General features: G+C 63.4%; 19 protein-coding genes. 9 read left to right on the plus strand and 10 right to left on the minus strand.

The window, feature by feature from the left end; genetic code table 11:
• Positions 1–146: 146 nt before the first annotated feature.
• The 4 genes from J4P02_RS21475 to rpoE form a co-directional block, all read right to left on the minus strand.
• Positions 147–1577, minus strand: a complete 1431-nt coding sequence (locus J4P02_RS21475; protein WP_426193985.1) for a DegQ family serine endoprotease — start codon at positions 1575–1577, stop codon at positions 147–149.
• 223 nt (positions 1578–1800) lie between these two features.
• On the minus strand, positions 1801–2757 hold the full coding sequence (locus J4P02_RS21480) for a MucB/RseB C-terminal domain-containing protein (protein WP_426193987.1): 957 nt from the start codon (positions 2755–2757) through the stop codon (positions 1801–1803).
• An 8-nt stretch (positions 2758–2765) separates the two neighbouring features.
• Positions 2766–3353, minus strand: a complete 588-nt coding sequence (locus J4P02_RS21485) for a sigma-E factor negative regulatory protein (RefSeq protein WP_426193989.1) — start codon at positions 3351–3353, stop codon at positions 2766–2768.
• Between the two features lie 31 nt (positions 3354–3384).
• Complete coding sequence (rpoE, locus tag J4P02_RS21490) at positions 3385–3966, minus strand: RNA polymerase sigma factor RpoE (protein ID WP_007930230.1); 582 nt, start codon at positions 3964–3966, stop codon at positions 3385–3387.
• A 559-nt stretch (positions 3967–4525) separates the two neighbouring features.
• Here rpoE and nadB point away from each other — a divergent pair.
• Positions 4526–6139, plus strand: a complete 1614-nt coding sequence (gene nadB / locus J4P02_RS21495) for an L-aspartate oxidase (protein ID WP_426193992.1) — start codon at positions 4526–4528, stop codon at positions 6137–6139.
• Here nadB and J4P02_RS21500 read toward each other — a convergent pair.
• Both J4P02_RS21500 and J4P02_RS21505 read right to left on the minus strand, forming a co-directional pair.
• Positions 6108–6560 carry a protein YgfX gene (locus J4P02_RS21500; protein WP_426193994.1) on the minus strand — a complete coding sequence of 151 codons (453 nt, stop codon included), beginning with the start codon at positions 6558–6560 and terminating at the stop codon, positions 6108–6110. The two genes, nadB and J4P02_RS21500, sit on opposite strands and share 32 nt — an antisense overlap.
• Entirely contained in the window at positions 6544–6798 is a 255-nt protein-coding gene (locus J4P02_RS21505) for a succinate dehydrogenase assembly factor 2 (protein ID WP_426193996.1), read from the minus strand. The genes J4P02_RS21500 and J4P02_RS21505 overlap by 17 nt, the downstream gene beginning before the upstream one ends.
• Before the next feature lie 149 nt (positions 6799–6947).
• Here J4P02_RS21505 and J4P02_RS21510 point away from each other — a divergent pair, with 149 nt between their 5' ends.
• On the plus strand, positions 6948–7889 hold the full coding sequence (locus J4P02_RS21510; protein ID WP_426193998.1) for a YgfZ/GcvT domain-containing protein: 942 nt from the start codon (positions 6948–6950) through the stop codon (positions 7887–7889).
• A 37-nt stretch (positions 7890–7926) separates the two neighbouring features.
• Positions 7927–8748: an HDOD domain-containing protein gene (locus tag J4P02_RS21515; RefSeq protein ID WP_426194000.1), complete on the plus strand. Its 822-nt coding sequence runs from the start codon at positions 7927–7929 to the stop codon at positions 8746–8748.
• 4 nt (positions 8749–8752) lie between these two features.
• Here J4P02_RS21515 and J4P02_RS21520 read toward each other — a convergent pair whose 3' ends face one another.
• Both J4P02_RS21520 and J4P02_RS21525 read right to left on the minus strand, forming a co-directional pair.
• Positions 8753–10138, minus strand: coding sequence for a sensor histidine kinase (locus tag J4P02_RS21520; RefSeq protein ID WP_426194002.1), 1386 nt, complete (start codon positions 10136–10138; stop codon positions 8753–8755).
• Positions 10131–10802, minus strand: a complete 672-nt coding sequence (locus J4P02_RS21525; protein ID WP_346634912.1) for a response regulator — start codon at positions 10800–10802, stop codon at positions 10131–10133. Before J4P02_RS21525 ends, J4P02_RS21520 begins: the two co-directional genes overlap by 8 nt.
• Positions 10803–11036: 234 nt before the next feature.
• On the opposite strand from J4P02_RS21525, the gene J4P02_RS21530 reads away from it, so the two are divergent.
• The 5 genes from J4P02_RS21530 to J4P02_RS21550 all read left to right on the plus strand — a co-directional run bounded on the left by J4P02_RS21530 (position 11037) and on the right by J4P02_RS21550 (position 16436).
• A complete protein-coding gene (locus J4P02_RS21530; RefSeq protein WP_426194005.1) occupies positions 11037–12329 on the plus strand; it encodes an OprD family porin in 1293 nt (430 codons plus the stop codon).
• A gap of 69 nt (positions 12330–12398) precedes the next feature.
• Positions 12399–13385, plus strand: a complete 987-nt coding sequence (locus tag J4P02_RS21535) for a Bug family tripartite tricarboxylate transporter substrate binding protein (protein ID WP_426194007.1) — start codon at positions 12399–12401, stop codon at positions 13383–13385.
• A gap of 58 nt (positions 13386–13443) precedes the next feature.
• Positions 13444–13902 (plus strand): tripartite tricarboxylate transporter TctB family protein, encoded by a 459-nt coding sequence (locus J4P02_RS21540; protein WP_426194009.1) that lies wholly within the window; start codon positions 13444–13446, stop codon positions 13900–13902.
• A 1-nt stretch (position 13903) separates the two neighbouring features.
• A complete protein-coding gene (locus tag J4P02_RS21545) occupies positions 13904–15418 on the plus strand; it encodes a tripartite tricarboxylate transporter permease (RefSeq protein ID WP_426194011.1) in 1515 nt (504 codons plus the stop codon).
• Positions 15411–16436: an AbrB family transcriptional regulator gene (locus J4P02_RS21550; RefSeq protein ID WP_426194013.1), complete on the plus strand. Its 1026-nt coding sequence runs from the start codon at positions 15411–15413 to the stop codon at positions 16434–16436. The genes J4P02_RS21545 and J4P02_RS21550 overlap by 8 nt, the downstream gene beginning before the upstream one ends.
• Before the next feature lie 37 nt (positions 16437–16473).
• Here the strand turns inward: J4P02_RS21550 and ung are convergent, their stop codons facing one another.
• Positions 16474–17166 carry a uracil-DNA glycosylase gene (ung, locus tag J4P02_RS21555; RefSeq protein WP_426194015.1) on the minus strand — a complete coding sequence of 231 codons (693 nt, stop codon included), beginning with the start codon at positions 17164–17166 and terminating at the stop codon, positions 16474–16476.
• A 132-nt stretch (positions 17167–17298) separates the two neighbouring features.
• On the opposite strand from ung, the gene J4P02_RS21560 reads away from it, so the two are divergent.
• Positions 17299–18411 carry an enoyl-CoA hydratase/isomerase family protein gene (locus tag J4P02_RS21560; RefSeq protein WP_426194017.1) on the plus strand — a complete coding sequence of 371 codons (1113 nt, stop codon included), beginning with the start codon at positions 17299–17301 and terminating at the stop codon, positions 18409–18411.
• A gap of 70 nt (positions 18412–18481) precedes the next feature.
• On the opposite strand, the gene J4P02_RS21565 is transcribed toward J4P02_RS21560, so the two are convergent.
• Positions 18482–18877 (minus strand): hypothetical protein, encoded by a 396-nt coding sequence (locus tag J4P02_RS21565; RefSeq protein WP_426194019.1) that lies wholly within the window; start codon positions 18875–18877, stop codon positions 18482–18484.
• Positions 18878–18921: the final 44 nt, after the last annotated feature.

Genomic DNA, 18921 nt, shown 5'->3' on the forward strand with positions numbered 1-18921 from the left:
TGCAAATCTACAACACGGAGCGGCCTCACATGGCCCTGAAAAACAAAACGCCCGATGCGGTGCATCGGGCGTTTTGAGGCCTACTGGCCTACCTGTATAGGTGTAAACCTATTTCAGGACTAGACACGTGACTCGCGCCCGACGTATTACTCCGCCAGCTTGAAGGTGATGAAGCTGGCGCGCCCTTGACGCAGTACGCGCATGGACACCGAGCGATTCTTCGGCAGAGCCTTGGCAATTTCAGTGAACTCCTTGGCCGAGGTGATGGCCTGGTTGTTCAGGTGGGTGATCACGTCACCCGACTGCAGGCCGATCAGCGCCGCTGGGCCGTCCTGGACTTCCTTGATGACCACGCCGCCCTTGAGATCGAAGGCTTTCTTCTGCTCATCGTTGAGTTCGACCACGGCCACGCCAAGACGATTGCTGCTGCGCTCGACACCGGACTTGGGCAGTACGCTCAGGTCCTTGTCTTCCTCGGGAATGGCACCCACGGTCAGCTCGACGTTCTTGCGCTTGCCGTCGCGGATCACTTCCAGATTGGCCTTGGCGCCGGCTTTCAGCGCGCCCACCAGGTGCGGCAGGTCGGCGGACATGACAATCGGCTGGCCGTTGAGGCTCAGAATCACGTCACCCACTTGCAAGCCACCCTTGGCCGCAGGACCGTCATCCTGAATCTGCGCCACCAGGGCACCGGCCGGTTTTTCCAGGCCGAAGGATTCAGCCAGGTCCTTGTTGACCTCCTGGATCACCACGCCCAGCCAGCCGCGACTGACCTTGCCACCGGCCTTGAGCTGGCTGGAGACATCCATGGCCACGTCGATCGGGATCGCGAAGGACACCCCCATGAAGCCGCCGGAACGGGTGTAGATCTGCGAGTTGATACCCACCACTTCGCCGGCCAGGTTGAACAGCGGGCCACCGGAGTTGCCCGGGTTGATCGGCACGTCGGTCTGGATGAACGGCACGTAGTTCTCGTTCGGCAGGCTGCGGCCGATGGCACTGACGATGCCCTGGGTCACGGTGTGGTCAAAGCCGAACGGCGAGCCTATGGCCACCACCCATTGCCCGGCCTTGAGATCCTGGGACTTGCCCAGCTTCAGCACAGGCAGGTCCTTGCCGTCGATCTTCAGCAGCGCCACGTCGGAACGTGGGTCGGTGCCGATCAGCTTGGCCTTCAGTTCACTGCGGTCGGCCAGGCGCACGAGGATCTCGTCCGCATCGGCGATCACGTGGTTGTTGGTGAGGATGTAGCCATCCGGGGAAATGATGAAGCCCGAGCCCAGGGATTGCGCTTCGCGCTGGCGATCCCCACGCGGCGAGCGCTGCTGGGGCATGCCGCGTTCGAAGAACTCCCGCAGCATCGGCGGCAGGCCTTCCAGGTCGGGCATCTGTGCCGAGTTGGAAACTCGGCGATCAGGCAGTTTCTGCGTGGTACTGATGTTCACCACCGCGGGCGAGGCCTGCTCGACCAGTTGGGTGAAATCCGGCAACTCGGCCGCCTGGGCAGAGACAGCCTGCCCAAGCACCAGCACAGTGGCAAGAATGGTGAAGTAAGGCTTCAAGCGTGGTATCGACATACGGCTCCCGTTACGACGAGCGTGGTTAAGCGATATGGAGCAGGCAGCACCGAAACGACAGGGGCAGCACTGCTGTTCCAGGAACGACAAATAAGGTCAGAACCGAGGGGTTCTGACCTATAGAAAAACTCTGGAAATTTTGCAAATGAAATTGCTCACCAAACATTTCATCTTCTCGATTGCGCAGCAGCCTTTGGCAAACGCCTGCACAACCGACAAAGGCTCATTGCTTGACGACAGCATCAGACCGCATCGACAGCGCAATACGCTCTGCGGTGCCTATGGGAATCTCGCCAACCACGGTGACCATCATCTCGCCTTCGGGGGTGGTCAAGCGGCGTGATACCGCGACCGTCGGCCCCAACTGCGAACGGGTATCGGTGACTGTCTCACCGTTGAGCGGTTCGAGAAATACCGAAAACCGTGCCAAGCCGTCGTCATACAGCAGGCTGTTGACCAGTGTTTTGGTTTGCGGGTCTTTGCGGGCACTGCTACTGGTCAGCTCAAAACCCGGCGGCAGCCAGTCGGAATGCCAGGCCTGGGCGGACTTGACGGCCGAAGCCTTGTTGCTATCCAGGTTCACCGGCTTGCACTCGGCGCTGGGACGTAACTCCGCATCTCCCGGGACATCTGCCGTGTCCAGGCGAGTGAACTGGAAACGCTCCAGCAACTGGCCCTTCTCATTGAGCAGCAGGGATTTGAGCGGCAGACCGGTTTGCTGGTCCAGGTGCAATTCGAAGCCGTAGCGATGCTGATCTCGAGGCGTGACCGACACTATCACCGCCTGGCGCCCGGCCACACGGGAGTTGCCAATCACGGCAAGGTCATACCAGTTCTTGAGCTTTTGCGGGTCCAGGGCACGGGCTGCAGAATCCGGGGAGTCTCCCAGGCCTGCCACCAGCGTGCCGCTGACGCATTGGGTGCGACCATCGACGCGCACTACCTCTTGAGCGGAGCCATCTAGCTGGACCAGACGCTCACGGACATTGCCACCCTCAACTCGATGCCAGATGTTGTGGGTAGAAAAGCTGCCGTTACGTTCGTAGACGAAAGTACCCTGAAAGCTTTGCTGCTGTTCCGCTTGCCCAAGACGCTGCAACCAGTCCTGGGCTTCATCGGCATGGGCTGGAACCACAAACCAGCCACTGAGCAGAAGCGAGAGTAGAGGTATGGCGCGCATGATCCTCCTTAGCGGTTTTCCAAGCTTGCCGCACGGGCATAAGGCAATGCGCTTTCGGTGCCTTTGAGTGCAGCCTGCTGAGCATGTTGACGCAGATAGCTAGGCAGACGCTGGTCATGCCAGCCAGGCTGCCCTTGCAATACGCCATTGGCCATGGGGCCTGTGGCTTCCGAGCTTTCATTGTAGCCGGCCAATACCGCTGGCCCCTTGACTTGTGGCGTTGCCAGGGTTGGCTGGCCAGCCTGCTGGGCCAACTCGACACCAGCGATCTCGTCGTGGTTGTACAGACGTACACCGGCCAGCACGGCCACGGTCACCGAGGCGGCTACCGCCAGGCGGCCCAGGCTGCGCCAAGGTCCACGTGCGGCCTTGGCCGGCACGGCCTCGTCGGCCAGAGCTGCAGAAACCGCAGCGGCAATGTCCAGACGCGGAAGCAGCAACTCCTTGTGCATGGCTGCCCGGGCAATTTGATAACGAGCCCAAGTCTCACGGGTTTCTACTTCGTCGACGGCATTCAATACCCGACGCAGTTCCAATTCGTCCGCTTCGTTATCCATCACCGCGGACAGCGATTCCTGCAGGGCTTCACGACTCATGACGGTTCCTCTCTTGGCTGTCGCCGCTGTCTCAGGTTTCCTGCAACAACGGCTGCAGGGCTTTATCGATGGCTTCCCGAGCGCGGAAAATCCGGGAGCGCACGGTACCCACCGGACACTGCATGACGCTGGCAATGTCCTCGTAACTCAGACCATCGAATTCACGTAAAGTTAAGGCCGTACGCAAATCTTCCGGCAGTTGCTGAATGGTTCGATGGACAGTGCCTTCGATCTCATCCCGCAGCAATGCACGCTCCGGTGATTCCAGATCCTTCAGGCCATGATCGCCGTCATAGAACTCTGCATCCTCGGAACTGACATCGCTATCCGGCGGCCGACGGCCGCGTGAAACCAGATAGTTTTTCGCCGTGTTGATGGCGATACGGTACAACCAGGTGTAGAACGCACTGTCACCGCGAAAATTACCTAGTGCACGATAAGCCTTGATAAAGGCTTCTTGTGCGACATCCTGGGCTTCATGGGTGTCGTGCACGAAACGCACGATCAACCCGAGAATTTTGTGCTGGTATTTCAGCACGAGCAGATCGAACGCTCGCTTGTCGCCACGCTGTACGCGCTCGACCAGCTGCTGATCCTCTTCCTGGGTTAGCATGAACACTCCTCGATAAGCTCGGAGGAGGCTTGCATCACTAACCGATCAGGCTTGCAAACATAGACTCGGGCTTTTCGCAAAAGTTCTCCCCCTCCAAGCAAGTTTCCTGCGGGCTCTGATCCGGCACGCACGAAAAACGCAGCGCGGGCAAAAGCCGGCCGCGTGAATAATACTGTCGTCGTTTCCTGCCACAAGGGATGCACTGCAAACCTTGGATAGAGCCGACGCTGTCCCTTATTACAGGCAACCTTCTATTGAGTTTGGGGCCTTGGCAAAAGTTCCCAATCTTTATAGCTGTGCCGGACGAAGTTTGTGTAACGGTTGAAGAGAAAAACGGCCTGCATCTTCGATCGGCCCTTCCGGGGCCTGGACCGGCCCGAACCGCGGGCTGACCGAGAGCAAAGCCTTTGCCCAGCCGAAGTCGCACAATGCCATGAAAGCGCGACTATTGTGCCGATCCCCCCCTCTATATACTAGTGGGCTGTGTGGCTGCTTTGACTTGCCGATTCAGGCGTCTTGCGCCAACCCCTCCCGGGTCGCTTTGAGCGGAATCCTTCAAATGAGCCAACAGTTTCAACACGATGTTCTGGTGATTGGCAGCGGCGCCGCCGGCTTGAGCCTGGCCCTGATCCTGCCCGACCACCTGCGTATTGCCGTTCTGAGCAAAGGCAACCTGGCCAACGGCTCGACCTTCAGGGCCCAGGGTGGTGTCGCCGCCGTGCTGGACGATACCGACACCATCGAATCCCACGTCGACGACACCCTCAACGCCGGTGGCGGCCTGTGCCACGAAGATGCCGTGCGCTTCACCGTGGAGCACAGCCGCGAGGCCATCCAGTGGCTGATCGACCAGGGCGTACCCTTCACCCGCGACGATGGCACCAGCAACGAAGACGGCTTCAAGTTCCATCTGACCCGCGAAGGCGGCCACAGCCACCGACGGATCATCCACGCCGCAGACGCCACCGGCGCCGCCATCTTCAATACCTTGCTGGCCCAGGCTCGCCAGCACCCGAACATCGAGCTGCTGGAACAGCGGGTGGCCGTCGACCTGATCACCGAAAGACGCCTGGGCCTGGAAGGCGATCGCTGCCTGGGCGCCTACGTGCTCAACCGTGACAGCGGCGAAGTCGACACCTTCGGCGCGCGTTTCGTGATCCTCGCCACCGGCGGCGCGGCCAAGGTCTACCTCTATACCAGCAACCCCGACAGTGCCTGTGGCGACGGCATCGCCATGGCCTGGCGTTCGGGCTGCCGGGTGGCCAACCTGGAGTTCAACCAGTTCCACCCCACCTGCCTGTACCACCCGCAGGCCAAGAACTTCCTGGTCACCGAGGCCCTGCGTGGCGAAGGCGCCCACCTCAAGCTGCCCAACGGCGAACGCTTCATGCAGCGCTTCGACCCACGGGCCGAACTGGCGCCCCGGGACATAGTCGCCCGCGCCATCGACCACGAAATGAAGCGCCTGGGCATCGACTGCGTCTACCTGGACATCAGCCACAAGCCGGAAGCCTTCATCAAGAGCCACTTCCCGACCGTCTATGAGCGCTGCCTGGAGTTTTCCATCGACATCACCCGGCAGCCGATCCCGGTGGTGCCGGCAGCGCATTACACCTGTGGCGGGGTAATGGTCGACCAACACGGCCACACCGATGTGCCGGGCCTGTACGCCATCGGCGAAACCAGCTTCACCGGCCTGCACGGGGCCAATCGCATGGCCAGCAACTCGCTGCTGGAGTGTTTCGTCTACGCCCGTTCCGCAGCCACCGACATTCTCCGCCAACTGCCCCAGGTCTCGATCCCCATCGCCCTGCCCGCCTGGGACGCCAGCCAGGTCACCGACTCCGATGAAGACGTGATCATTGCCCACAACTGGGACGAACTGCGGCGCTTCATGTGGGACTACGTGGGCATAGTGCGCACCAACAAGCGCCTGCAACGGGCCCAGCACCGAGTGCGCCTGCTGCTGGACGAGATCGACGAGTTCTACAGCAACTACAAGGTCAGCCGCGATCTGATCGAGCTGCGCAACCTGGCCCAGGTCGCCGAGCTGATGATCCTCTCGGCCATGGCACGCAAGGAAAGCCGGGGCCTGCACTACACCCTCGACTACCCGCAGATGCTGCCCGAGGCGCGGGACACTATTCTGCTGCCGCCCACCTACGCCGGCTGAACTTGAGCCGCACCCGCAGGCGCCGATGCTCATCGGCGGCCTGCCCATCCCGCGGCACGCACAGCGAACGCACCCAGGGCTCGCCGCGCAGGCGAAAGCGCAAGATCACGATCAGCGGCAGCGCCAGGCTGTCGGGCCGCAGCTGCACGGCCTGCCAGCCCGCCGCACGGCTCCACAACTGCCAGCCCGCGGAGGAATGCCGCAAGCGCTGAAAGGCCCGGGGATGGCTCAGGAGAATCTGCCGTGGCAACACCCATGCGCCATGCAGCAGGCACGTCAAAGCCCCCAAGGCCTGGGCCGCAGGTGGAATCTGCAACAGGAAAACGGCACCCAGGGCGAATGCCTGGGCCAGCAGGTAGGCCGCCAGCAGGTGCCGTGAGGCATGCCAGCGGCTTTCGAACAGGCTACTTGGGTTGGACACGATCCAGAATCATGCGAACCATGCGCTGCAGCTCAGGGTCCTCGGATTCGCTACGCTCCATGAACCAGCCGAACATGTCCTGATCCTCGCACTCGAGCAGTTTGCGGTAGCACTCGCGATCCGTCTCGTTGAGATGCGCATACACCTCCTTGACGAACGGCACCAGCAACACGTCCAGCTCGAGCATGCCGCGACGGCTGTGCCAGTAGAGGCGATTCAGTTCAACGTCTTCAACCATGGAGCGCTCCTCAAATAGAGCGCAAGTATACAGCCCGAGGCACCCGAGAACAGTCGGCTTTGGTCGGTCACCGCCTATCCTTTGTGAACTATCCATTTCAGAGGCGCCCCCTTATCATGTGCCCCAGACTTTTTACCCTGCGATGAACCATGGCTGACTCCGCTTTTTTCTGCCCCCTGTCCCACGAAGGCGTACTCGCCGTCCGCGGCCCCGATGCCAGCAAGTTCCTGCAGGGGCAGTTGACCTGCAACCTCAACTACCTCAGCGACAGCCAATCCAGCCTGGGCGCCCGTTGCAACCAGAAAGGCCGTATGCAATCGAGTTTCCGCATTCTCCTGGAGGCCGACGGTTGCCTGCTGGCCATGGCCAGCGAACTGCTCGAACCGCAACTGGCAGACCTGAAGAAGTACGCGGTGTTCTCCAAGGCCAAGCTCAGCGACGACAGCGCCAACTGGGTGCGTTTCGGCCTTGAACAAGGCGATGCCGCACTGCGCAGCCTGGGCCTGGAACTGCCCGAGCAGGACGGCGCTGTAGCCCGTGCCGACGGCCTGATTGGCGTGCGCGTTTCCAGCCAGCGCGCCGAACTCTGGGTGCCGGCCGAACGGGCCCAGCAACTGAGCCAGCAACTGGCGGCGGCACTGCCCCAGGGCGAGCTGAACCAGTGGTTGCTGGGGCAGATCCGCGCCGGCCTGGGCCAGGTCATGGCGCAAACCCGCGAACTGTTCATCCCGCAGATGCTCAACCTGCAGGCCGTGGGCGGCGTCAGTTTCAAGAAAGGCTGCTACACCGGTCAGGAAATCGTCGCCCGCATGCAATACCTGGGCAAGCTCAAGCGACGCCTGTACCGCCTGGCATTGCCTGCCGGCGAACTTCCCGCCCCGGGCACCCCGCTGTTTTCACCAACCCACAACAGCTCGATAGGCGAAGTGGTGCTGGCTGCCCAGGCGCAAGATCAGGTGGAACTGCTGGCGGTGCTGCAGGCCGAGGCCGTGGAAGACGGCAACCTGCACCTGGGCGAACTACAAGGGCCGGCCCTGCAACTGCTGGACCTGCCGTACCAGCTGGACCGCGATCGCGAAATCCAACACTGATCACCCGCACTTTTTGGCAACACCCTAGAGAAATGAAATGACTGAGCTGGCGGATAAGGTCCAAGAGGATTTGGTGGAGGCCATCGACAACGATGACCTGGTTCTACCAACCCTGCCGGAGGTGGCCATGCAGATTCGCCAGGCCGCCGAAGACCCGGAAATCAGCGTCAGCACCCTGAGCAAAGTGATAGGCCGCGACACCGCCCTCTCGGCGCGGCTGATCAAGGTGGTCAACAGCCCATTGCTGCGGGCCACCCAAGAAGTCACCGACCTGCACACCGCGATCACCCGCCTGGGGGTCAACTACAGCAGCAACCTGGCCATCGGCCTGGTGATGGAGCAGATCTTCAACGCCCGCTCCGACGTGGTGGAACAGAAAATGCGCGATGTCTGGCGCCGCAGCCTGGAAGTGGCCGGGGTCAGCTACGCGCTGTGCCGCAGCTATACCCAGCTCAAGCCAGACCAGGCGGCCCTCGGCGGCCTGGTGCATCAGATTGGCGTGCTGCCGATCCTCACCTACGCCGAAGACCACTACGAACTGCTGTCCGATCCGGTCAGCCTCAACCATGTGATCGAGCGCATTCATCCGCTGCTGGGCGACAAGCTGCTGCGGGTCTGGGAATTCCCCGAGCAACTGCTGGAGATCCCCGGGGAGTACCTGAACTTCAAGCGCCAGTCCGCGGGCATCGACTACGTCGACCTGGTCCAGGTGGCGACCCTGTACTGCCACAAGGACACCGACCACCCGCTCTCGCGCATCGATGCCTTCAGCGTACCGGCCTTCAAGAAACTGGGTATCGACCCGGAAAACCAGGCCATGTGCAGCGATCTGCTGGCATCGCGCAGCATGCTCTACTAAAGCCTCAACCGCCGATAAAGCTCACCCGCACCTTGAGCCCCGAGGGCGCGCCGTCGTGCAGGCTGATCTGCGCCAGATGGGCGCGGCAGATTTCACCGACAATCGCCAGCCCCAGCCCCGAACCGGCCACCTGCTGATTGCGCCGGTAGAAACGCTCGAACACCCGATCGCGGTCCTCCAGGGGAATGCCCGGGCCGTCGTCCTCCACCTCCAGCACCCCCGGCGGCGTAACCCGCAACACCACATTGCCCCCCGGCGGCGTATGCGCCAGGGCATTGTCCACCAGGTTGCTCAGCAGCTCGTTGAGCAGGGTCGGCTCGCCCTTGAGCCACACAGGTTCGTCTGCCTCCAAGGCCAACGCCACACCCCGGGCGTGGGCCAGAGGCGCCATGGCCATGCCCAGTTCCCGGGCCAGCTGGCTCAGATCGAGCAATTGCGCGCCGCCTTCGGCAATCGCCCGGGCGCCGTTTTCCACCCGCGCCAGGGACAGCAACTGATTGGCCAGGTGCGTCAGGCGATCAGTGCCCTGGGCCGCGCTGTCCAGGGTCGAGCGCCAGTCCTGCGGCTCGCTGGAACGCAAGCCCAGCTCCAGGCGCGCCTTGAGGGCGGCCAATGGCGTGCGCAGTTCGTGGGCGGCTTCGGCGATAAACTGCGCCTGGCGCTCGAACTGGCCCCGCAGGCGCTCGGTAAAATGATTCAGCGCCCGTACCAGCGGCCATAGTTCGCGCTGCACCGCCACCAGCGGCAGCGGCCGCAGGTCATCCGGTTGGCGCTCTTCCACTGCGCTGCGCAAACGCTCCAGCGGACGCAGCGCGGCACTCACCGCGAACCACACCAGCAGCAGCGCACCGATTGCCAGCATGCCCAGGCGCAACAGGGTATCGGCCATCAGGCTGCGGGCCATGGCCACCCGCGCCTCATCAGTCTCGGCCACGCGGATTTCCGCCATGCCGTTCATGTTTGGCTCGCTGACCGCCTTGAGCAAGCTCACCACCCGCACGTTCTGCCCCTGGTACTGGGCGTCGTAGAACCGTGCCAAAGCCGGGTAATCGTCGGTGCGCGGGGTGCCCGGGGGCGGGCCCGGGAGGTTTTCGTAACCGGAAATCAGCTGCTGGTGGATATCGTTGACCTGGTAGTAGATACGCCCGGCACTGTCGTAGGCGAAGGTGTCCAGGGCCACATAAGGCACATTGGCGCTGAGGCTGCCGTCGCGCTGCGAGAGGCCGGCGGCAATGGTCCGCGCCGAGGCCAGCAGGGTCCGGTCATAGGCTGTATCGGCGGCCTCACGGCCGTTCCAGTAGGCACTCAGGCCGCTGGCCAGCATCAGCACCACCAGCAACAGCGCGAGGTTCCACAGCAATCGCCAGCGCAGGCTGCTGGGCTTATGCATCGCGGCTTTCCAGCAGGTAGCCCAGGCCGCGGAAGGTGACAATGGCCACCGCATGGCCGTCGAGCTTCTTGCGCAGGCGATGCACGTAGATCTCGATGGCGTCGGGGCTGGCTTCCTCGTCCAGGCCAAACACCTGGGACGCCAGCTGCTCTTTGCTCATGACCCGACCCGGGCGGGCAATCAGCGCCTCCAGCACCGCCTGCTCGCGGGAGGTCAGGGTCAGCAGTTCCTCGCCCAGGGTGAAGCGCCGGGTATCCAGGTCATAGGCCAGCACCCCGCAACGCTGCTGACGCTCGCCACCCAGCACGCTGCGCCGCAACAGGGCCTTGACCCGGGCTTCCAGCTCGGTCAGCTCGAAGGGCTTGGCCAGGTAATCGTCGGCCCCCAGGTTCAGGCCGTGCACCCGGTCCTTGACGTCGCTGCGGGCCGTGAGCATCAGCACCGGCAGGTTCTTGCCACGGGCGCGCAGGCGTGCCAGCACCTCGAAACCGTCCATACGCGGCAGGCCGACATCGAGGATCGCCATGGCGTATTCCTCACTGCCCAGGGCCAGGTCGGCAGCCACCCCATCGTGCAGCACATCCACGGTCAGGCCGGTGCTCTTGAGCGCCTGGGCGACGCTTTCGGCCAGTTGCAGATGGTCTTCGACAAGCAGCACGCGCATGGATGATTACCTCGTTGCAGGGGGATCGACGCCTCTCTTCGGCGCGGAGTGTACCGCCGCAACCGCCGCTGTGAAGCCCGAAAATCGTCAAAACACACTGAAAGGTTAGCGAAAGGTTGGGCCATTAGAGTCCTCTTACGGACAGCCTCGACTGCCCTGGCCACACAGGCCGCCGATACGCAAAACGCCTCGAAGCGTTTTCGAACAATAAGAACAATAACGGAGTACCCCAGGATGCCTTTCACGCACCCTCAGGCCGTCCAGCCTGCGCGTCTTTCCCGTCTTACCCCATGTGCACTGGCCGGTGTCAGCGCCTTGGCCTGTATGTCCCCGCCCAGCCAGGCGGCCTTCCTCGAAGACAGCAGCGGCACCTTCGAAACCCGCAACATGTACTTCAACCGCGACTTTCGCGACGGCACCAGCGCCCAGCAATCCAAGCGCGACGAATGGGCCCAGGGCTTCATGCTCAACCTGCAATCGGGTTACACCGAAGGCACCGTGGGCTTCGGCCTGGATGCCCTGGGCATGCTCGGGGTCAAGCTCGACTCCAGCCCCGACCGCACCGGCACCGGCCTGCTGCCAACCCATGATGACGGACGCGCAGCCAACCAGTACTCCAAGCTCGGCCTGACCGGCAAAGTGAAGATCTCCGCCACCGAGTTGAAGATCGGCAGCCTGATTCCCGAACTGCCAATCCTCAAGCCCAACGACGGGCGCATCCTGCCGCAGACCTTCGAAGGCGGCTTGCTGACCTCCAAGGAGATCAAGAACCTGACCTTCACCGGCGGCCGCCTGGACAAGGCCAAGGACCGCGACGACAGCAACTACGAAGACATCCGCCTCAACAACAAGAACAGCCGTTTCGCCGGCACCGTGGCCGGCAAGCACTTCAACTTCGGTGGCCTGGACTACAAGTTCACCGACAAAATCACCGGCAGCTACCACTTCGCCCAACTGGACGACGTCTACAACCAGCACTTCCTCGGCCTGGTGGCTGCCCGGCCGATGGGCCCGGGTACCTTCGCCGCCGACCTGCGCCTGGCCATCAGCGACGACCAGGGCCAGGCCCGCGGTGGCAAGATCGACAACCGCTCCCTCAATGGCCTGGTGAGCTATGCCCTCAATGGCCATAAACTCAGCGCCGGCTACCAGCATATGTCCGGTGACAGCGCCTTCCCCTACGTGGATGGCAGCGACCCCTACCTGGTGAACTTCGTGCAGATCAACGATTTCGCCGGGGCCGAGGAACGCTCCTGGCAGGCCCGCTACGACTACGACTTCGCCAAGCTCGGGGTGCCCGGCCTGAGCTTCATGACCCGCTACATCAGCGGCGACAATATCGCCCTGAAAAACGGCGACACCGGCAAGGAATGGGAACGCAACACCGAGATCAAGTACGTGGTGCAAAGCGGCACCTTCAAGGACGTCGCCGTGCGCCTGCGCAACGCCACCTACCGCTCCAACTATTCGGCCCGTGACGCCGACGAAGTGCGCCTGCTGGTGAGCTACGCCGTGGCCCTGTGGTAGCCCTCAGCCCCTTGAATACCGGGCCGGGACGGCCCGGACATACCGATAACAACTCCTGTGGAGACACTCATGGACCTTTCACTGCGTAAACTAGCCCTCGCCGCTGGCTGCCTGCTGTTCGCCGGCCAGTTGCTGGCGGCCTCAGCCGAGCCCAAGCGCCCGGAATGCATCGCCCCGGCCTCCCCTGGCGGCGGCTTCGACCTGACCTGCAAGCTGGCGCAAAGCGCCCTGGTCAACGAGAAAATCCTGACCAAGCCAATGCGCGTGACCTACATGCCCGGCGGCGTTGGCGCCGTGGCCTACAACGCGGTGGTGGCCCAGCGCCCGGCCGATGCCGGCACCCTGGTGGCCTGGTCCAGCGGCTCGTTGTTGAACCTGGCCCAGGGCAAGTTCGGTCGCTTCGATGAAAGCGCGGTGCGCTGGCTGGCGGCAGTGGGCACCAGCTACGGTGCCATCGCGGTGAAAAGCGATTCGCCCTACAAGACCCTGGACGACCTGGTCCAGGCGCTGAAGAAAGACCCGAGCAAGGTGGTGATAGGTTCCGGCGGCACCGTCGGCAGCCAGGACTGGATGCAGACCGCGCTGATCGCCAAGGCCGCCGGGATCAACCCGCGGGACCTGCGCTACGTGGCCCTGGAAGGCGGCGGCGAGATCGCCACTGCGTTGCTGGGCGGGCATATCCAGGTCGGCAGTACCGACATTTCCGACTCCATGCCGCACATCCTGGCCGGCGACATGCGGCTCTTGGCGGTGTTCTCCGAGCAGCGTCTGGACGAGCCGGAAATGAAGGACATCCCCACCGCCAAAGAACAGGGCTACGACATCGTCTGGCCGGTGGTGCGCGGTTTCTACCTGGGGCCGAAAGTCAGCGATGCAGAGTACGCCTGGTGGAAGGACGCCTTCGACAAGCTGCTGGCTTCCGACGAGTTCGCCAAGCTGCGCGATCAGCGCGAGCTGTTCCCCTTCGCCATGACCGGCACTGAGCTGGACACCTACGTGAAGAAACAGGTGGCCGACTACAAGACCCTGGCCAAAGAGTTCGGCCTGATCCAGTGACCGCCCCTTGCTGACGGCCCGGCCCTCGCGCATCGGGGGCCGCGCCCGGGAGTTAGCCATGCTCGTTCAACGTCTCTTCGCCGCGGTGTTGCTGCTGGCCTGTGCCGGTCTGGCACTGATGGCCTGGCCTTACCAGGCGGCCTTTTCCTACGAACCGGTGGGCCCGCGGGCCTTCCCTTTGCTGATGCTTGGGCTGATGGGCCTGGCCCTGGCGTACATGCTGTGGCGCCCGGCGCCCATCAAGCACAGCGAAGACGAACCGCCCCTGGACCGCGAGACCCTGCGCAAGATCGCCATCTGCGTGGTCCTGCTGCTGGTGTTCGCCGGCACCTTCGAACCCTTGGGCTTCATCCTCGCCAGCGCCTTGATCGGCGTGCCCATGGCGCGTTTGTACGGTGGCCGCTGGCTACCCAGCCTGATCGTCGTCAGCCTGATCAGCATCGGCCTGTACTGGCTGTTCGACCGGGTCATGGACGTGCCCCTGCCCCTTGGCCTGCTCGACGTTCTGGAGAATTGATATGGATACCCTGAGTTATCTGGGCCAGGGCTTCGGCGTTGCGCTGAGCCCCTACAACCTGGTCACCGCCCTGTCCGGCACCCTGATCGGCACCGTGGTCGGCCTGCTGCCGGGCCTGGGGCCGATCAACGGCGTGGCGCTGCTGATCCCCATCGCCTTCGCTCTGGGGCTGCCACCGGAGTCGGCGTTGATCCTGTTGGCCGCGGTGTACCTGGGTTGCGAATACGGCGGCCGCATCAGCTCGATCCTGCTGAACATTCCCGGCGAAGCCTCCACCGTGATGACTACCCTCGATGGCTACCCCATGGCACGCAAGGGCCTGGCGGGCGTGGCCCTGTCACTGTCGGCCTGGAGCTCGTTCATCGGTGCGTTGATCGCCACCTGCGGCATGGTGCTGTTCGCCCCGCTGCTGGCCAAATGGGCGATTGCCTTCGGCCCGGCGGAGTACTTCGTGCTGATGGTATTCGCCATTGTCTGCCTCGGCGGCATGGCCGGCGACCGACCACTGAAGACTTTTATCGCGGCGCTGATCGGGCTGTTCCTGTCGGCGGTCGGCATCGATGCCAACAGTGGCGTGTACCGCTTTACCGGGGACAACATCCACCTTACCGACGGCATCCAGTTCGTGGTGCTGGTGCTGGGCCTGTTCTCCATCAGCGAGATCCTCCTGCTGCTGGAAAAGACCCATCGCGGCCAGGAAGCGGTGAAGGCCACCGGACGCATGATGTTCAACCTCAAGGAAGCGGCCTCGGTGTTCGCGGTGAACATTCGCTGCGGCCTGCTGGGTTTCATCATGGGCGTACTGCCCGGTGCCGGCGCGACCCTGGCCAGCGCCGTGGCCTACATGACAGAAAAACGCATCGCCGGCGCCAGCGGCACCTTCGGCGAAGGCGACAAACGTGGCCTGGCGGCCCCGGAAACCGCCATCGGTGCCTCGGCCTGCGGCGCCCTGGTGCCCATGTTGACCCTGGGCGTGCCCGGTTCCGGCACTACCGCGGTGATGATCGGCGCCCTGTCGCTGTACAACATCACCCCCGGCCCGCTGTTGTTCCAGCAGCAGCCGGACATTGTCTGGGGCCTGATCGCCTCGCTGTTTATCGCCAACATCATGCTGGTGATCCTCAACATCCCGATGATCCGCGTGTTCACCCGCATCCTGGCGGTGCCGAACTGGGCCCTGGTGCCGGTAATCGCGATCATTACCGGGATCGGCGTCTACGCGGTGCATGCCACCACCTTCGACCTGTTCCTGATGGTTGGCATTGGCATCTTCGGCTACATCCTGCGCAAGCTGGACTTCCCGCTGTCGCCGGTGCTGCTGGGCTTCATTCTCGGCGGGCTGATGGAGCAGAACCTGCGCCGGGCGCTGTCGATTTCCAATGGCGCGATGGAGATCCTCTGGTCGAGCCCGATCACCGTCGGCGTCTGGGTGCTGACGGTGATCATGCTGCTGATGCCGCTGCTGCGTATCTGGCGCAAGCGTGCCGCCCAGCAGCGCGCCGTGGCCGATGTCTGAGGCCAGCCTCAAACACTGGTGGGGCACGCCCCTGGTAGGCCTGGCTGGCGGTTACCTGGCCAGCCAGGTCGGCTGGCCGCTGCCGTGGATGGTCGGCTCGTTGCTGGCGATCATCCTGGTGCGCTGCCTTTCGCCCTGGCAACTGGCGGAAATTCCCGGTGGGCGCAAATGCGGGCAATGGGTGGTGGGCATCGGCATCGGCCTGCACTTCACCCCGCAGGTGATGGAACAGGTCATGAGCCACTTCGGCCTGATCTTCTGCGGGGCCCTGGTCACCAGCCTGTCCAGTGTGGTGGGGGTCTGGATGTTGCGGCGCACCGGCGAGGACCGGGCCACCGCGTTCTTCTCCAGCATGCCCGGCGGCTCCGGGGAGATGGTCAACCTCGGCGCGCGCAACGGCGCGGTGCTCAGCCGCGTGGCAGCCGGCCAGAGCCTGCGGGTGCTGACGGTGGTGCTCTGTGTGCCGGCGGCGTTCAAGTACCTGCTGGGGGAAGGCAGCCCGGCCCTGCATGCCACCAGCGTCGACTGGCCATGGCTGGCCCTGCTGTTTCCGGCCGGGGCCCTGCTGGCCTGGCTCTGGCAACGGCTGCGGCAACCCAACCCCTGGCTGTTCGGCCCCTTGCTGCTCAGCGCCACGGCGAGCATCGCCTGGGACCTGCATACCGGCCTGCCCGATGGCGCCAGCCAACTGGGCCAGTGGCTGATCGGCAGCGGCCTGGGCTGTCACTTCAACCGGCAGTTCTTTCGTCGGGCGCCTTCATTCATGGGCCGGACCTTGATCGGTACGGCCCTGTGCATGCTGATCGCCGGCCTCGCGGCCCTGGCCCTGAGCCTGTTGACGCACCTGGACCTGCGCTCGCTGACCCTGGGCATGATGCCCGGCGGTATCGCGGAAATGAGCCTGACGGCCGAGGTCCTGCAGCTGTCGGTGCCGCTGGTAACGGCCATGCAGGTGATGCGGCTGTTGTTCGTGCTGTTCCTGGCGGAGCCGTTGTTTCGGTATTGGAACAGGGATTGAAAGCCGGTTCGCCGGCAAGCCGGCGAACCGGCTCGGATCAAACCGGCGGCAGGCGCCACTCGATGGGCGTTTCGCCGTTCTGTTCCAGGTACTTGTTGGTGCGGCTGAAATGCCCGCAGCCGAGAAAGCCGCGGTAGGCCGACAAGGGCGAAGGGTGCACCGAGGTCAGCACCAGATGCTTGGTGGCGTCGATCAGCTTCTGCTTGCTCTGGGCATGGGCGCCCCACAGCAGGAACACCAGGTGCGGCTGATGGGCACTGACCACCTCGATGATCCGGTCGGTGAAGAACTGCCAGCCCTTGCCCGCATGCGACGCGGCGTTGGCCCGCTCCACGGTCATGGTGGTGTTGAGCATCAGCACGCCCTGGTCGGCCCAGCTTTGCAGGTAGCCATGGTTGGGGATGTCGATGTTCAGGTCGCGCTTGAGCTCTTTATAGATGTTCACCAGCGACGGCGGCGCTGGCACCCCGGGTTGTACCGAGAAGCACAAACCGTGGGCCTGGCCCGGCCCGTGGTACGGGTCCTGACCGAGAATCACCACCTTGACCTGGTCCAGCGGGGTGGAATTCAAGGCATTGAAGATCATCGGGCCCGGTGGATAGATTTCCTTGCCGGCGGCGTGTTCCTGGCGCAGGAACTCCCGCAGCTCGGACATGTAGGGCTGCTCGAATTCGGCACGCAGCGCCTCCTTCCAGCTCGGTTCGAGTTTGATACGATCGTCAGCAGTCATGGCCATGCCCGTGAAAAAACAATGGCCGCACCCTAGGAAAGCCGACTTCGCTTGTCAATTGATCTGACACAGAACCGGCATTTTCCCTACCGACGATCATACTGATCGCTCATATTCTCCCACGAGGTCACGATGAACCTGCACGTCGAAGAACTCACCGGCACCGATGGCGCACGCATCGCCATCGCCACCCTGGATGCGGAAAAATCCCTCAACGCCCTGTCCCTGCCGATGATCCAGCAGTTGAGCGAGCGTCTCGAGGCCTGGGCCAAGGACCCACAGGTGGTCTGCGTACTGCTGCGAGGCCAGGGCGCCAAAGCCTTCTGTGCCGGGGGTGAAGTGCGCAGCCTGGCCCAGGCCTGCCTGGCGCAGCCCGGGGAAGTGCCGCCCCTGGCCGGGCACTTCTTCGCCGCGGAATACCGTCTCGACTATCGCTTGCACACCTACCCCAAGCCGCTGATCTGCTGGGGCCATGGTTATGTGCTCGGGGGCGGCATGGGCCTGTTGCAGGGCGCCGGTATCCGCATCGTCACCCCCAGCAGCCGCCTGGCGATGCCGGAAATCAGCATCGGCCTGTACCCCGATGTGGGCGCCAGCTGGTTCCTCTCGCGCATGCCGGGCAAGCTCGGGCTGTTCCTCGGCCTGACCGGCGCTCATATCAATGGTCGCGATGCCCTGGACCTGGACCTCGCCGACCGCTTCCTGCTGGATGAACAGCAAGAGGCGCTGATCGACGGCCTGTTGCAGTTGAACTGGCAGGAACAGACACCGCGACAACTCAACAGCCTGCTCAAGGCCCTGCAGCATGAAGCCCTGGCACAGTTGCCGGCGGCCCAGTGGCTGCCACGCCGGCAGCAGATCGACGAATGGCTGGATGTCAGTGACGTGACCTGCGCCTGGCGGGCCATCAGCCAATTGCACAATCACCCCGATGTTCTGTTTAGCCGGGCCGCCAAGACCCTGAGCCAAGGCTGCCCGCTGACTGCGCACCTGGTCTGGGAGCAGATTCGCCGGGCCCGCTACCTGTCCCTGGCCGAAGTGTTCCAGATGGAATACAGCCTGAGCCTGAACTGCTGCCGCTATCCGGAGTTCGCCGAAGGGGTGCGGGCGCGGCTGATCGACAAGGACAATCAGCCGCACTGGCACTGGGCGGATATCAACAGCGTGCCGGAAGCGGTGGTGGAGGCGCACTTCCACAAGGCCTGGGAAGGCCGCCACCCCCTGGCAGACCTGAGCGACTACTAAGAAAACGCCAGCCGCTGCTTCCCTCGCGGGGCAGCGGCTGGCGCCATGGATCAGGCCTGGAAGCTATCCATCAATGGCCGCGACCATCGCGACCGCGGTCACCACGGTTATGATCGCCCCGCCCGCCATGACCGCCCCAATCCCTGCCCCCATTGTTGTTCCAGTTGTTATTGCCCCAGTTGCCACGCCGCTCATGTCCGCCCCAGCCCTGGTTCGGGTACGAGCGATACACCGCCCGCGGCTGGTAGTAACGTGGCGCCGGTTGGTAGTAGCGCGGCGCTGGCTGGTAGTAGCGTGGTGAGTAATAGCCACCACCGGAATAATAGGAAGAGCCGCCGCCGTAGTAGATCGGTGCAGGGGAGCTATAAACCTCGGAGCTGTAATAGCTGGAACCTCCATCGTAATAAGGGACGCACGCAGAAAGACTCAAACCCAGCAATGCAAGAAGCAGAAGTCGACGGTACATGGCGGCCTCCTGGACCGCGAAGAAGCCACGCCAGCGACGCTGGC

The sequence above is a fragment of the Pseudomonas sp. NFXW11 genome, from assembly GCF_049887815.1.
GTDB lineage: Bacteria > Pseudomonadota > Gammaproteobacteria > Pseudomonadales > Pseudomonadaceae > Aquipseudomonas.